Consider the following 13,799-nt stretch of genomic DNA (forward strand, 5'->3'; position numbering starts at 1 on the left):
AAAGGTTGGAAATGAGATTAGCACCACTCATTTCCTTACAATCGAAGCTGAAGGTAGAACTGGTGTTCACCAAGGCAAGTTGACGAAGTATCCTTTTTCCCTACTCCAGTACAGCCTGCATCGTTTCCTAGTATACTCATTTAGTTTACCTTTTAACTCGCTTTGCCGTACTCTACGATTGTTACTGACTATCGTCAGTATGATTTCCAACCTTCAACAGTCATTAGACTGTTGAAGCAGCCTGCAGCTCGTTGTCTAGTACTAAAAGTAAACTAAACAACTATACTAAAAGGAAACGAAACAGCTATAGTATCATTTAACCGGGCTGATTTATTCCATTCATCCTGAATGAAAGAGTAAGAGTAGGCAAGGAAAAGGAGCTAAAGACAGTTGGTGGCTATTGAAGCGGAAGAAAAGAACTTCTTTTCTCCAGTATTCATTCAGTCTAGTTGACCAAGAAAGTGCTTGCTTTTTGAATAATAATAAAAGAGGAAGTTCAGCCTCTCAATAAATATGGAGAAAATGATGAAACAATTAAAAGTAAAAGATTTGATGGTAACAGGAGCCTTTGCAGCTCTCTATTTCCTATGTGTGGGGCTAGGAACCTTGGTAGCGGCTATATTTGACCGTTCGGGGAATATGATGTATGCCCCAGCCTTTGCGGCTATTTTAGGCGGGCCGGTCTACATGCTCTTGGTCGCTAAGGTCGGGAAGTTTGGTTCGATTAGTTTGGTGAGTGCTGTTATGGCTTGCTTCTTTTTCATGTCAGGCTACATGACAGCAGCTTTTGTGCCAAGTTTAGTTTTTGGTATCTTAGGAGACTTGATTGGAAAACAAGGACAGTACAAGCAAAAGTGGTTCAATATTGTGAGTTTTGTCGTCTTCTCTTTTGGAAATTTAGGTCCGATTATTCTCATGTGGCTGATGAGAGACGCATATGAAGCAAATCTGATGGCGCGCGGAAAATCTGCTGACTATATTGCACGTGTGATGGTCGACTTTACTCCTTTAAATGTGCTGGTCTTGTCTACAACGATTGTCGTGGGAGCTTTGATTGGAGCTTCCTTAGGTCAACAAATGCTAAAGAAATCCTTCAAAAAATCGGGGTTATTAGAATGAGATTTGATGCCAGAAGCAAGATTCTATTAGTTATTTTTGCAGGGATTACCTATGGTATTCATGTGACAGACTTGGAACGTGCCTACTTGTTAGTAGGGATTGCAGTTTGTAGTCTTCTTGTGGGGCGCATCAAAATGGCACTTATGACCTTATTCGGGTACTTTGTGTTTTATCAGATGAGCCAACTGGATATGCTTCCCATATGGCTCTTTCGTTTTGCTTTTATGCTTAGCCATATCTGGGTCCCTCTTATGGCTGGGCATTTTCTGCTCCTTACGACCTCGGCTTATGAACTGATCCATGGTCTTCGAAAATGGCACTTGCCAGAGAGTTTTTTGTTGACCTTGGGGGTCATGTTCCGTTTTATCCCTCTGATAAAAAAAGAGGTTAGGGTGATTCAAGTATCTTTAAAAACACGGGGACTGTTTTTAAGGAAACGGGATCTGATCATGCAACCTCATCGTTATCTGGAATATGTCTTGGTACCCTTAATGATGTCGCTTCTGCGTTCGGCACAGGATTTGACCATTGCGACCTTGACCAAGGGGCTTGCAGTCACCAAGAGACCCAGTGAATTTGTGCAGTCTCGCTGGACATGGTTAGATTGGAGTGTATGTGTATGGTGTCTAAGCTTTCTCATTCTGAAATTCAAGTAGAAGCCCAGTCTTTGCGACTGACATATGCCCATGGTGAAAAACCAGCCTGTCAGGTGGAGGAATTACGCCTTGAAAGAGGAAAATGCTTGGTCTTGTGTGGGCCGTGTGGATCTGGGAAGTCTTCGTTTTTACACCTCATCAACGGTTTGATTCCAGAGTATTATCAGGGCGAAATCGAAGGGAGTTTGCGGATTGGGCAGTTCTCTTATCAGGAGGCTAGTGTCGAATGTTTAGCCAATCAAGTTGCTTCGGTTTTTCAAAATCCAGCCACTCAATTTTTCCATCAAGAGGTTTTGCAAGAGCTAGTCTTTCCTTGTGAAAATCAAGGGATGACCCGCAGTGCTATTTCCGAGCGCCTGGCAGAGGTGACAGAGCTTTTTCAGCTGGAATCCTTGTTAAATCAGAAGATGGAACATTTATCAGGTGGGCAAAAGCAGGTTGTTGCCATTGCGACTGCTGCTATGCAGGGAACCGATATCATGGTCTTTGATGAGCCAACGGCTAATTTAGATGCGGCGGGTATAAGGCGGGTAGAGGAGATGCTCCTCTCCTTGAAAAACCAGGGGAAGACCTTGATTATCGCAGAACATCGTCTTGCTTATCTAAGGGAAGTGGCTGATTCCTACGCCTATTTTTGTGAAGGAAAGGTACTGGAGCACCTATCAGCACCTGCCTTTCTGGCTTGTTTTGAGGAGAGGCGAAAGGAATGGGGATTGCGGCCATTTGATTTGCTTTCCTATCAAGTGCGAGTAAAAGAGTTGGTTCAAGCCTTTACCAATGATCAGACGGGGCTTGAATTGCATCATTTTGGTGTCTATCATCAGGGTGCCTACCTCTATCAGCTAGAACAGCTAGTGTTAGCACCTGGACAGATTGTTGGTATTGTCGGTGCAAATGGATCTGGCAAGACCAGTTTTGCCCGTTCTTTATTGGGCTTGGAGGGAGATAAGACAGGACCAGTTAGGTGGCAAGGCAAGGTCTTACGAGCTCGAGAACGCCTTGGCAAAATGGCATACGTGATGCAGGATGTACGCCTGCAGTTAGTGACGGAGCGGGTTGACAAGGAATTGACCTTGGGGCGAGAAACGAACCAGTTGGATGATGAAGTATTGAGAATCTTTCGACTTTCCCATCTCCTAGATCGCCATCCCATGAGCTTATCGATGGGAGAACAACAACGCTTAATGATTGTGGCTAGTCTCCTAAGTGATAAGGAAATCATTATTTTTGATGAACCTTCGAGCGGTCTGGATAGGGAGCAGATGGAGCAACTCGCAATCCAGCTCCAACAGTTAAAATCCAAGGGCAAATTAGTACTCCTCATCTCCCACGACGATGAATTACTAGCGAGAGTATGCGATAAGATAGTAGACCTAAGATACGAGGGCGTGAAAAAAGCGAATGAAAAATAGGAAATACGACGAAGAGTTTAGTAAGAATTTGCTTTGCAAATTCCTATTTCCCACCTCCAAAGGTATACCATACCTTTGGAGCTAGGAGGATTTATCTTTTTTCCGAGCTTTTAGCCCGAGTTCAGTTAAATCAAGATACGAGGGCGTGAAAAAAGCGAATGTACCCAAAGGGCATCCGTATCTGTAAAGCAGGCACAGCCTGCAACAGCTACGGTAAAAATAGGAAATCTGACGAGTGAAAAGCTCTAGTAGCATGTTTCAGCCTATTCCTAAAAAGCTTCTTATCTGTAATTAGATAAAGCCGAAACATCTGTCTATCTTTTTGCCGAGCTTTTAGCCCGAGTTCAATCAAGATGTGAGGACGTGAAGAAAATGGAAAGAAAAATAGGGAATCGGAGAAGATTACTCCAGTAATCGATACGATTCATCTTTTTTCTAGCATTTTTAGTCCGAACTCAATTAAGATACGAGAGCGTTTGACACGAGTATCACTCGTTTCAGAACGTAGACAAATCCTCTAAGTGACAGAAAAATGGCAAATTCGAAGTGTGAATATCATCTTGAAGTAACTCTTAAAAATACTGATATAGCGGTATTTCTAAGAGTTTTTATATTTTTTAGTAAAAGAAGAAAGATTAAAGAAAATTAGTCGAAATAGACTTTTTCTTCAATCTGACACGAGTATCACTCGTTTTATTTCTAATACTCAATAAAAATCAAAAGGTTGGAAATGAGATTAGCACGGCTCATTTCCTTATAATCGAAGCCGAAGGTAGAACGAGCCTTCACCAAGGTAAGTTGACGAAGGATCCTTTTGATTTTTAAAGAGTATAATTCTCTAAAGATCTATTTTGTAGCAGGGATTGGTTTAAGATTTATTTTAGAAAAATTTAAAGGTTTTTTCAGAAAACAGAGATATACTTTTTCTATGTTGATTATCTAAGGAAATCCTATTGTTGGCTTTTCTGAGGTATCAGGAATAGATAGAATTGAGGAATCTTGAATGAATATAAGAAAAATCTTTGGATCATCTGTTACGTTATTGAGCATGACCTTACTGGTAGCCTGTTCAACGGCTACAGGGCAATCGTCCACTGGTTCACAAACCAATCAGGCTACGACTTCGCTAACGAATCAAGTTTCTAGTACGGTTGACTGGGATAGTTTACCAACCAAGGAAGTAACCTTGAGCAATGAGGGGCTAACGATTACAGAAGCGGGAACCTATGTACTGACAGGCAGTACAACAGCAGGGGTGAGGGTGAATACAACTGGCAATGTCCGTTTGGTTTTAGCAGGGACGACTATTTCAAGCCAAGATACTGCTGCAATCTATGTGGAAGCGGCAGATAATGTTCTACTAGAATTAGAGGCAGGGACAGAAAATAGGGTGTTTGATAGTCAGCAACATACGGATAGTAATATTGAAGGAGCGATCCATTCTAAGGCTGATTTGACTATTACAGGTACAGGCCGTTTGACGGTTGAGGGAAATTTTGAGGACGGAATTGTGTCTTCTGATGACCTTGTGATTGAGGCAGGTACGATCCAGGTTTCCGCTTCTGATGATGGAATCCGAGGGAAAGATTCGGTGACGATTACAGGTGGTACCATCGATGTGACTGCAACAGGTGATGGGATTAAGTCCAATAATGATCAAGATACAAGCAAGGGCAATGTCCAGATTGCAGGTGGTAGCATCACAGTTCAAGCAGGTGATGATGCCATCAAGGCAGAGTCCAGTTTGATTATTGATGATGGGGAAGTAACAGTAACAAAAAGTGCTGAAGGGCTTGAGGGTGCAAATGTGACCATTAACGGTGGAACAGTCACAGTTAACTCGACAGATGATGGGATTAATGCCGCAAGCGATGTCATGGGAGCAGATCTCTTTATCAAAGTGACAGGTGGTACAATGAACGTAAGCGTTGGTCAAGGTGATACCGATGCCTTTGACTCAAATGGAGATCTCTTTATCTCAGGTGGAAGTATCACCATTACGGCGCCAACATCAGCCTTTGATGTTGATGGAACAGTAGAGTTTACTGGTGGTGATGTAACGGTTAATGGACAAAAACAAACAGAGATTGTCGCATCAGGCCCTGGAGGTGGCTTTGGTGGTGGACGTGGAGCGGGCAATCGTCCTGGCGGTTGGTAATTCATATAGAATTAGGTCGCTTATACCGAAAGGTAGCCACTGCTGTCACCTGAGATCGTCCAGCAGGGCTTGAAACCATAAAAGAAAAGATAGGGGCGAGACAAGCCACTCATCTCATCAAGAAAAGGAAAAAAGCAAATAGCCCTCAGTAGCTGTGTACTTCTACTGAGGGCTTCGTGCTGTAGTGATAGAGGTGTACTCTTTGAAAATCAAACTCTGGTCTGATTGCCTCACCTGGCTGAATATCCGTTTTATATGTGGTTTCATCGTCTAGTCAGCTGGTCTCTGTTTTCTTGATTTGTCCATATTTGGCAAATTGATCTGGTATTTAATGACCAGTAGGCGAATGAAGAGGAAGATGAAGAAAAGGCTGATAAAGACTGGGATTCGAGGCAGGTTCCAGTCAAGAACGAGGAAGTGGTAACTAATGCCTGTAAAAAGGGCGAGGACAGCATAGACATCTTCTTTTAAGACAACGGGTGTCTCATTGACCAGTAAATCGCGAATAATACCACCACCAACACCTGTTAGGGCTGCAAGAATACCAGAGGTCATCATATTGATGCCTAACTGCACACCGGTACTAGCTCCAATCAAGGCAAAGATGATCAAGCCGATTGCGTCAAAGATAAGATTGGCTTTGCTGAGAAATTGGTATAAGGTTTTGTCGCGTGGCGATTCATTTTTCTTCATGACGACAAAGAGGTACATGATAATCGATACAAGGACGGAAAGGTAGATAGAAGAGGGCTCTGTTAGGGCGACAGGAAGCTGGTTGATGAGGGTGTCTCGAATGACCCCACCTCCGATCGCAGTAATAGTCGCAAGTAAGGTAATGCCAAAAAGATCAAGTTTTTTCTTAAAGCCCTTAATCGTGCCAGAAACGGCAAAGGAGATGGTACCAAAATAGTTGCAAATCATTAAAAATAAATCGAAATCCATAGCGACCTCCGCGGTTATTCTACCATAAAATAGGGGAATATTCAATGGAAATGAAGTTTGTGAAAAAAAGAACTTACTTCCGAAAAATAGTTTGGTGAATTTTGTGAAAAAAGGCACGAATCTAGCTTTTTTCACAGATAGGACAGGAAGTAGAAAACGGTTAAATTATTTGCAATTTGTGAATTTTTGCATTATCATAGAGAAGAAACAGAATAACTTTGGAGGAAATTATGGTATCTATTTCAAAAGAAAAACATTTGGATATGTTTTTAAAAATGCAACAAATCCGTGATGTGGATATGAAATTAAATAAACTTGTTCGCCGTGGATTTGTACAAGGAATGACCCACTTCTCAGTTGGGGAAGAGGCTGCTTCAGTTGGAGCAATAGCGGATTTGACAGATCAAGATATTATCTTTTCAAATCACCGTGGACATGGTCAGACCATTGCCAAAGGAATTGACATCAATGCCATGATGGCTGAGCTTGCTGGTAAGGCAACTGGCTCCTCAAAAGGGCGTGGTGGTTCCATGCACTTAGCAAATCTTGAAAAAGGCAATTATGGAACAAATGGTATCGTTGGCGGTGGTTATGCCCTTGCAGTCGGAGCTGCGCTTAGCCAACAATATCTTGGAACAGACAATATCGTTATTGCTTTCTCAGGAGATTCAGCGACCAACGAGGGGAGCTTCCATGAGTCTATGAACTTGGCAGCCGTTTGGAACTTGCCTGTAATCTTCTTTATCATCAACAATCGTTATGGTATTTCAACAGACATTACCTACTCAACTAAAATTCCTCATCTTTACCTACGTGCTGATGCTTATGGTATGCCAGGTCACTATGTAGAGGATGGAAATGATGTTGTGGCTGTTTATGAAAAAATGCATGAAGTCATTGAGTATGTTCGTGCTGGAAATGGACCTGCCCTCGTTGAGGTGGAATCTTACCGCTGGTTTGGGCATTCAACTGCTGATGCAGGTGTCTACCGTACCAAAGAAGAGGTGGATGCTTGGAAAGCAAAAGATCCACTTAAAAAATACCGTGCCTACTTGACAGAAAATAAGATTGCGACGGATGAGGAACTAGACGCTATTGAAGCGCGGGTTGCAGAAGAAGTAGAAGCGTCTGTAAAATTTGCTCAAGAAAGTCCAGATCCAGACATTTCGATTGCTTATGAGGATGTTTTTGTGGACTAATTCCTTAAATAAGGAAAGACAGAAAGTGTTCCAATGGAACAAGTAAGATTTGATATTTTCTAGGAGAAAAAGATGACTGAAACAAAAGTAATGGCCTTGCGTGAAGCGATTAACTTGGCTCAAAGCGAGGAGATGCGTAAGGATGAACGCGTATTCTTAATGGGAGAGGACGTAGGAATCTACGGGGGAGACTTCGGTACCTCTGTTGGGATGTTAGAAGAATTTGGTGAAAAACGTGTCCGTGATACTCCAATTTCAGAAGCTGCGATTGCAGGTTCTGCAGTTGGTGCTGCTCAAACAGGTCTTCGTCCAATTGTTGACTTAACCTTTATGGACTTTATCACGATTGCTCTTGATGCGATTGTCAACCAAGCAGCGAAAACGAACTATATGTTTGGTGGGGGCTTGAAAACACCTGTAACCTTCCGTGTGGCTTCTGGTTCGGGAATCGGATCAGCAGCGCAACACTCCCAATCTCTTGAGGCGTGGTTGACCCACATTCCGGGGATCAAGGTTGTTGCACCAGGGACAGCGAATGATGCGAAAGGTTTGTTGAAATCTTCTATTTTAGACAACAACCCTGTCATCTTCTTGGAGCCTAAAGCACTTTATGGTAAAAAAGAAGAGGTTAATCTTGACCCTGATTTCTATATCCCACTTGGAAAAGGTGAAATCAAGCGCGAGGGTACGGATGTGACCATCGTGTCCTACGGTCGGATGTTGGAACGTGTTCTGCAAGCAGCTGATGAAGTGGCAGCAGAAGGCATCAGTGTAGAAGTCGTTGATCCACGGACCCTCATTCCTCTTGATAAAGAATTAATCATTAATTCAGTTAAGAAAACTGGAAGGGTTATTCTGGTCAATGATGCTTATAAAACAGGAGGATTCATCGGCGAGATTGCTTCTATTATCACGGAAAGCGAAGCCTTTGACTATTTGGATGCGCCAATCATTCGTATTGCTTCTGATGATGTTCCTGTTCCTTATGCTAATATTCTTGAAAATGCAGTATTGCCAAACGTTGAAAAGATTAAAGCTGCAATTTACAAACAAGTTCATAAAGGGTAAAAGCGAGACAGACGGTTTTGGGATAGTTCAAAACCGTCGCTCCCTTATTCGCTAGCCGAAGAGAAGGGAAAAAACAGAAAGGAAGATTACATGGCAATAGAAATTATCATGCCTAAACTCGGTGTGGACATGCAAGAAGGTGAGATCATCGAGTGGAAAAAACAAGAGGGTGATTTTGTCAATGAAGGTGATGTCCTCTTGGAAATGATGTCTGACAAGACCAGCATGGAATTAGAAGCTGAAGATTCAGGCGTCCTTCTTAAAATTGTTCATGGCAATGGTGTAACAGTACCTGTTACAGAAGTCATTGCCTATCTTGGAGCAGAAGGAGAAGATGTAGATGTAGTAGCAAGTTCGACTGCTACATCAGCTCCTGAGGTCGCTCCAGTTGAAGCGACACCAGTTGTGGTAGTAGCGGAGGCTCCTCTATCAACTGCGAAGCCTCAAGGCGGTGGGAAGGTACGTGCTACGCCTGCTGCCCGTAAATTGGCGAAAGACTGGGAGATTGATTTGGGGCTTGTTCCGGGAACAGGTGCTAATGGTCGGGTTCACAAGTCAGATGTGGAAGACTTTAAGGGAGCTGCTCCTAAGGCAACACCACTTGCCCGTCGTATTGCAGCTGATAAAGGAATCCAGCTTGAAGATATTATTGGAACAGGTGTTAACGGTAAGATTCTCAAGGAAGATGTGCTTGCAGCACTTGCAGCTAGTCAACCAGTAGCGGTAGAAGAAGCTCCTGTTAAGGCAACAGAAAAACCAGCTAAGTCATTGCCAGAAGGCGTTGAAATCATCAAAATGAGCCCAATGCGTAAGGCAATTTCAAAAGGAATGGTCAACTCTTACCTTACTGCCCCAACCTTTACGCTTAACTATGACATTGATATGACCAACTTGATGGCACTTCGTAAGCAAGTACTTGAGCCAATTATGAACAAGACAGGCTTGAAAGTGACCTTTACCGACTTGATTGGTCTAGCAGTTACTCGTACATTGATGAAAGAGGAGCATCGCTACATGAATGCATCGCTCATCAATGATGCACAAGAAATTGAATTGCATAAATTTGTAAATCTTGGAATCGCTGTTGGTCTAGAAGATGGTTTGGTTGTCCCAGTTGTTCATGGTGCAGACAAGATGAGCCTGTCTGATTTTGTCGTCGCTTCTAAAGATGTGATCAAAAAAGCTCAATCCGGTAAATTGAAAGGTGCAGAAATGTCTGGTTCTACCTTCTCTATTACCAACCTTGGTATGTTTGGTACCAAGACTTTTAACCCGATTATTAACCAACCAAACTCAGCCATTCTTGGAGTTGCCTCAACTGTGCAGACACCTGTAGTGATTGACGGTGAAATCAAAATCCGCCCAATCATGGCTCTTTGCTTGACCATTGACCACCGCATTATTGACGGAATGAACGGTGCTAAATTCATGGTAGATTTGAAAAACTTACTTGAAAACCCATTGGAACTGTTAATCTGATGAAGCATTAGATTGTAAACAAAAACTTGTAAAGAAAATAGAGAAAGGAAAAGGGTTCGTGCGTGTAAGCGTACTTGAACCCGCCCTAAACACTTTGTAAAAAAGCCCCTGATAGAAACGGCTTGATTCCCTTATGAGCGGTAGTTAGCTGGCTATGTACTTCATTTTATTGGTGACTAGCCTTACAGGGGGCTCGCAACGAAGTTGCAAGCAACTTCTGCTCGGTAGCCGATTTTTACGTTGTGTTTTACGGGCTTGGTATCTTATATATGGCAGTTGAAATTATTATGCCAAAACTTGGCGTTGACATGCAAGAAGGTGAAATCATCGAGTGGAAAAAGCAAGAAGGTGATGTGGTCAACGAGGGAGATGTTATCTTAGAGATGATGTCGGATAAGACCAGCATGGAATTGGAAGCGGAAGATTCTGGTATCTTGCTAAAAATCGTTCGTGGTAATGGTGAGACTGTACCTGTTACAGAAGTAATCGGCTATATTGGTGCAGAAGGTGAAGTGGTGGAAGCTGGTACAGCAGCAAAAGTAGAGGTTGCTCAGGCAACAGCAGATTTGAAAGCGGCAGGATTGGAAGTGCCAGTAGCTCCGGCTGCAAGTCCAGAGGCACCAAAAGTAGCACTTGCAGCAGATGAGTACGATATGGTTGTCGTCGGTGGCGGACCTGCAGGTTACTATGCAGCGATTCGCGGTGCACAATTAGGTGGAAAAATTGCAATCGTTGAGAAATCAGAATTTGGTGGAACCTGCTTGAACAAGGGTTGTATCCCGACAAAAACTTACCTCAAAAATGCAGAAATCCTTGATGGTTTGAAGATTGCAGCTGGTCGTGGTATCAACCTTGCTTCCACCAACTACACCATTGATATGGATAAAACAGTGGACTTCAAGAACTCTGTTGTGAAGACCTTGACAGGTGGGGTACAAGGTCTCTTGAAAGCCAACAAAGTGACGATTTTCAATGGTCTTGGTCAAGTTAATCCTGATAAGACGGTAACTATCGGTAGCCAAACAATCAAGGGGCGGAGTATTATTCTTGCGACAGGTTCAAAAGTATCCCGTATCAATATTCCGGGAATTGATTCGAAACTTGTCTTGACGTCAGATGATATCCTGGATCTTCGTGAAATTCCAAAAACTCTTACAGTCATGGGAGGCGGAGTTGTCGGAGTGGAGCTTGGTCTTGTCTATGCTTCATACGGTACAGAAGTAACTGTTGTTGAAATGGCAGATCGGATCATTCCAGGTATGGATCGCGAAGTATCGATTGAGCTTCAAAAAGTTCTTTCTAAGAAAGGAATGAAGTTCTTGACTTCTGTTGGTGTATCTGAAATTATTGAAGACAATAACCAATTGACGATTCAGTTGAACGATGGCTCTGAAATCGTATCTGAAAAAGCCCTTCTTTCAATCGGACGTGTGCCACAACTAGCAGGTCTTGAAAATCTTGATCTTGAAATGGATCGTGGACGTATCAAAGTGAATGCCTACCAAGAAACATCGATTCCAGGTATTTATGCACCAGGTGATGTCAACGGTACGAAGATGTTGGCTCATGCTGCGTATCGCATGGGTGAAGTGGCTGCTGAAAATGCGATTAAGGGGAATCACCACAAAGCAAAATTGGACTTCACACCAGCGGCAGTCTATACACATCCAGAAATTGCCATGGTTGGTTTGACAGAAGACCAAGCGCGTGAGCAATATGGTAGCGACATCTTGATTGGAAAATGTAGCTTTGCTGGAAATGGTCGTGCGATTGCTTCAAATGAAGCACATGGATTTGTCAAAGTGATTGCAGATAAGAAATACCATGAGATTCTTGGTGTGCATATCATTGGTCCAGTAGCAGCTGAGATGATTAACGAAGCAGCAACCATCATGGAATCAGAATTGACAGTAGATGATGTAGTCGCTTCTATCCATGGACATCCAACCTTCTCAGAAGTGATGTATGAAGCTTTCTTGGACGTCTTAGGAGTGGCTATCCACAACCCGCCAAAACGTAAATAAAGACTATAAAAGGAGACAATCGTCTCCTTTTATAGTCTCAAAATGTAGACCAAGAACGTGAAAGTTGTTTATCTTTTTCTATTTCTATCTGTGATTTCTTCACCCAGTCAGCTATTGATTTTTAAAGCGTATTAATGGTTGAAAATCGTAAAATTCTATCCTATTGTTTTTTCTGCGTGTCGCGGTATCAATCACTTGTTTTTTGAGAGCGTTTGCCCTATACTAGATAGAGATAAAGATGAGGAGTATGCTATGAAATACATTGTCAATAACAGTAATGATCCAGCTTATAACATTTCTCTAGAAGCCTATGCTTTTAAAGAATTGACCCATGTTGATGAAATTTTTATCCTATGGATCAATGAACCTGCTATTATCATTGGAAAACACCAGAATGCTATTCAGGAAATCAATAAGGAATATACAGATGCCCACGGTATTCATGTTGTTCGCCGCTTATCAGGTGGTGGTGCGGTATACCATGATTTGAACAATTTAAACTATACGATTATTTCCAACAAGGCAGATGAGGGCGCATTTGATTTTAAAACTTTCTCAAAACCAGTTATTGACACGCTTGCAACCCTAGGGGTTAAAGCGGATTTTACAGGACGCAATGACCTTGAAATTGAGGGTAAGAAGATTTGTGGAAATGCCCAGGCCTATGCCAAGGGACGCATGATGCACCATGGCTGCCTGCTTTTTGATGTTGATATGACTGTTTTGGGGGATGCCTTGAAGGTGAGCAAGGATAAGATTGAATCAAAAGGGGTCAAATCAGTTCGTGCGCGTGTGACGAATATCAATACGGAGTTGCCAGAAAAAATGACCGTCTTAGAGTTCAAGGACGCCATTTTGAATCAGATGAAGCAAGAATATCCTGATATGGATGAATATGTCCTATCAGAAGAGGAACTCAAGCGTATTCAAGAAATCCGGGATACCCAGTTTGGGACTTGGGATTGGACCTTTGGTCAGACCCCTGAATATACAGTGGAGCGTAGTGTCCGCTATCCCGCTGGAAAAATCACGACCTATGTGAAGGCAGAAAAATCAGTCATTGAATCGATTAAAATTTATGGAGATTTCTTTGGAATTGGCGATGTCGCAGACATTGAGGAATTACTTGTCGGAACACGCTATGAGTATGTAGATGTACTTGCAAAACTCCAGACGATTGATACGACCTATTATTTTTCACGAATGACAACAGAAGAAGTCGCAAAAGCGATTGTAGCTTAATCTTGAGTAGGAGGCTGGTCAATCAGCCTCTTTTATAGTTGTGTCATTATGCCCCTCACATCTGAATGGAGTTCGGACTAAAAGTTGTGTAAAAAAGATAGGTAGCTGTTTTAGCTTTAACCAATTGCAGTTGAAAATCTTTTAGGGATAGGCTGAAACATGCTACTAGAGCTTTTCACTCGTCAAGATTCCTAATGTTCATTCGCTTTTTCTAGACCCTTGTATCTTGATTTAACTGAACTCGGGCTACAACTCACTGAAAAAAAGACCGTAACAGAAATGGATTAAAACGCAGTGTATTAGCGGTAGCTAGCTGGCTATTCCCTGCATTTCATTTGTGACTAGCCTAGCTAGCCTCGCAGGGGTCTCGCAACGAAGTTGCAAGCAACTTCTGCTCGGCCGCCTATTTTCGCTTTGAGTTTTTTACGGGCTTAGTATCTTATTTTAATTGAACTCGCCCTAAACTCTGTGCGAAAAAGACAAATTTTCTTAGAAACTAA

General features: G+C 42.5%; 10 protein-coding genes. 9 read left to right on the forward strand and 1 reads right to left on the reverse strand.

What is annotated here, in order from left to right; all coding sequences use genetic code 11:
• The first annotated feature begins 525 nt into the window (after positions 1-525).
• From ACVPON_RS02870 to ACVPON_RS02885, 4 genes are all read left to right on the forward strand, one after another.
• Positions 526-1,119 (forward strand): MptD family putative ECF transporter S component, encoded by a 594-nt coding sequence (locus ACVPON_RS02870; RefSeq protein WP_462875996.1) that lies wholly within the window; start codon positions 526-528, stop codon positions 1,117-1,119.
• Positions 1,116-1,775 carry an energy-coupling factor transporter transmembrane component T gene (locus ACVPON_RS02875; RefSeq protein ID WP_462875998.1) on the forward strand — a complete coding sequence of 220 codons (660 nt, stop codon included), beginning with the start codon at positions 1,116-1,118 and terminating at the stop codon, positions 1,773-1,775. The genes ACVPON_RS02870 and ACVPON_RS02875 overlap by 4 nt, the downstream gene beginning before the upstream one ends.
• The gene (locus ACVPON_RS02880; RefSeq protein ID WP_462876000.1) at positions 1,739-3,187 is read left to right on the forward strand and encodes an ABC transporter ATP-binding protein; all 1,449 of its coding nucleotides are present in this window, start codon (positions 1,739-1,741) and stop codon (positions 3,185-3,187) included. Before ACVPON_RS02875 ends, ACVPON_RS02880 begins: the two co-directional genes overlap by 37 nt.
• 1,003 nt (positions 3,188-4,190) lie before the next feature.
• Entirely contained in the window at positions 4,191-5,345 is a 1,155-nt protein-coding gene (locus ACVPON_RS02885; RefSeq protein ID WP_462876002.1) for a carbohydrate-binding domain-containing protein, read from the forward strand.
• A gap of 270 nt (positions 5,346-5,615) precedes the next feature.
• Here the strand turns inward: ACVPON_RS02885 and ACVPON_RS02890 are convergent, their stop codons facing one another.
• Positions 5,616-6,287, reverse strand: coding sequence for a trimeric intracellular cation channel family protein (locus ACVPON_RS02890; RefSeq protein ID WP_462876004.1), 672 nt, complete (start codon positions 6,285-6,287; stop codon positions 5,616-5,618).
• 230 nt (positions 6,288-6,517) lie between these two features.
• On the opposite strand from ACVPON_RS02890, the gene ACVPON_RS02895 reads away from it, so the two are divergent.
• The 5 genes from ACVPON_RS02895 to ACVPON_RS02915 all read left to right on the forward strand — a co-directional run bounded on the left by ACVPON_RS02895 (position 6,518) and on the right by ACVPON_RS02915 (position 13,299).
• Positions 6,518-7,486: a thiamine pyrophosphate-dependent dehydrogenase E1 component subunit alpha gene (locus ACVPON_RS02895; RefSeq protein WP_462876006.1), complete on the forward strand. Its 969-nt coding sequence runs from the start codon at positions 6,518-6,520 to the stop codon at positions 7,484-7,486.
• Positions 7,487-7,558: 72 nt separating this feature from the next.
• Positions 7,559-8,554, forward strand: coding sequence for an alpha-ketoacid dehydrogenase subunit beta (locus tag ACVPON_RS02900; protein ID WP_462876008.1), 996 nt, complete (start codon positions 7,559-7,561; stop codon positions 8,552-8,554).
• 90 nt (positions 8,555-8,644) lie between these two features.
• Positions 8,645-10,033: a dihydrolipoamide acetyltransferase gene (locus ACVPON_RS02905; RefSeq protein ID WP_462876010.1), complete on the forward strand. Its 1,389-nt coding sequence runs from the start codon at positions 8,645-8,647 to the stop codon at positions 10,031-10,033.
• Between the two features lie 269 nt (positions 10,034-10,302).
• Positions 10,303-12,057 (forward strand): dihydrolipoyl dehydrogenase, encoded by a 1,755-nt coding sequence (lpdA, locus tag ACVPON_RS02910; protein ID WP_462876012.1) that lies wholly within the window; start codon positions 10,303-10,305, stop codon positions 12,055-12,057.
• A 252-nt stretch (positions 12,058-12,309) separates the two neighbouring features.
• The gene (locus ACVPON_RS02915; protein WP_462876014.1) at positions 12,310-13,299 is read left to right on the forward strand and encodes a lipoate--protein ligase; all 990 of its coding nucleotides are present in this window, start codon (positions 12,310-12,312) and stop codon (positions 13,297-13,299) included.
• Positions 13,300-13,799: the final 500 nt, after the last annotated feature.

This window comes from Streptococcus sp. 1F3 (assembly GCF_054968985.1).

Coding starts and splice junctions, on each gene's coding strand:
- ACVPON_RS02870 (WP_462875996.1), top strand. CDS start 526: ATGAAACAATTAAAAGTAAAAGATTTGATGGTAACAGGAGCCTTTGCA.
- ACVPON_RS02875 (WP_462875998.1), top strand. CDS start 1,116: ATGAGATTTGATGCCAGAAGCAAGATTCTATTAGTTATTTTTGCAGGG.
- ACVPON_RS02880 (WP_462876000.1), top strand. CDS start 1,739: ATGGTGTCTAAGCTTTCTCATTCTGAAATTCAAGTAGAAGCCCAGTCT.
- ACVPON_RS02885 (WP_462876002.1), top strand. CDS start 4,191: ATGAATATAAGAAAAATCTTTGGATCATCTGTTACGTTATTGAGCATG.
- ACVPON_RS02890 (WP_462876004.1), bottom strand. CDS start 6,287: ATGGATTTCGATTTATTTTTAATGATTTGCAACTATTTTGGTACCATC.
- ACVPON_RS02895 (WP_462876006.1), top strand. CDS start 6,518: ATGGTATCTATTTCAAAAGAAAAACATTTGGATATGTTTTTAAAAATG.
- ACVPON_RS02900 (WP_462876008.1), top strand. CDS start 7,559: ATGACTGAAACAAAAGTAATGGCCTTGCGTGAAGCGATTAACTTGGCT.
- ACVPON_RS02905 (WP_462876010.1), top strand. CDS start 8,645: ATGGCAATAGAAATTATCATGCCTAAACTCGGTGTGGACATGCAAGAA.
- lpdA (WP_462876012.1), top strand. CDS start 10,303: ATGGCAGTTGAAATTATTATGCCAAAACTTGGCGTTGACATGCAAGAA.
- ACVPON_RS02915 (WP_462876014.1), top strand. CDS start 12,310: ATGAAATACATTGTCAATAACAGTAATGATCCAGCTTATAACATTTCT.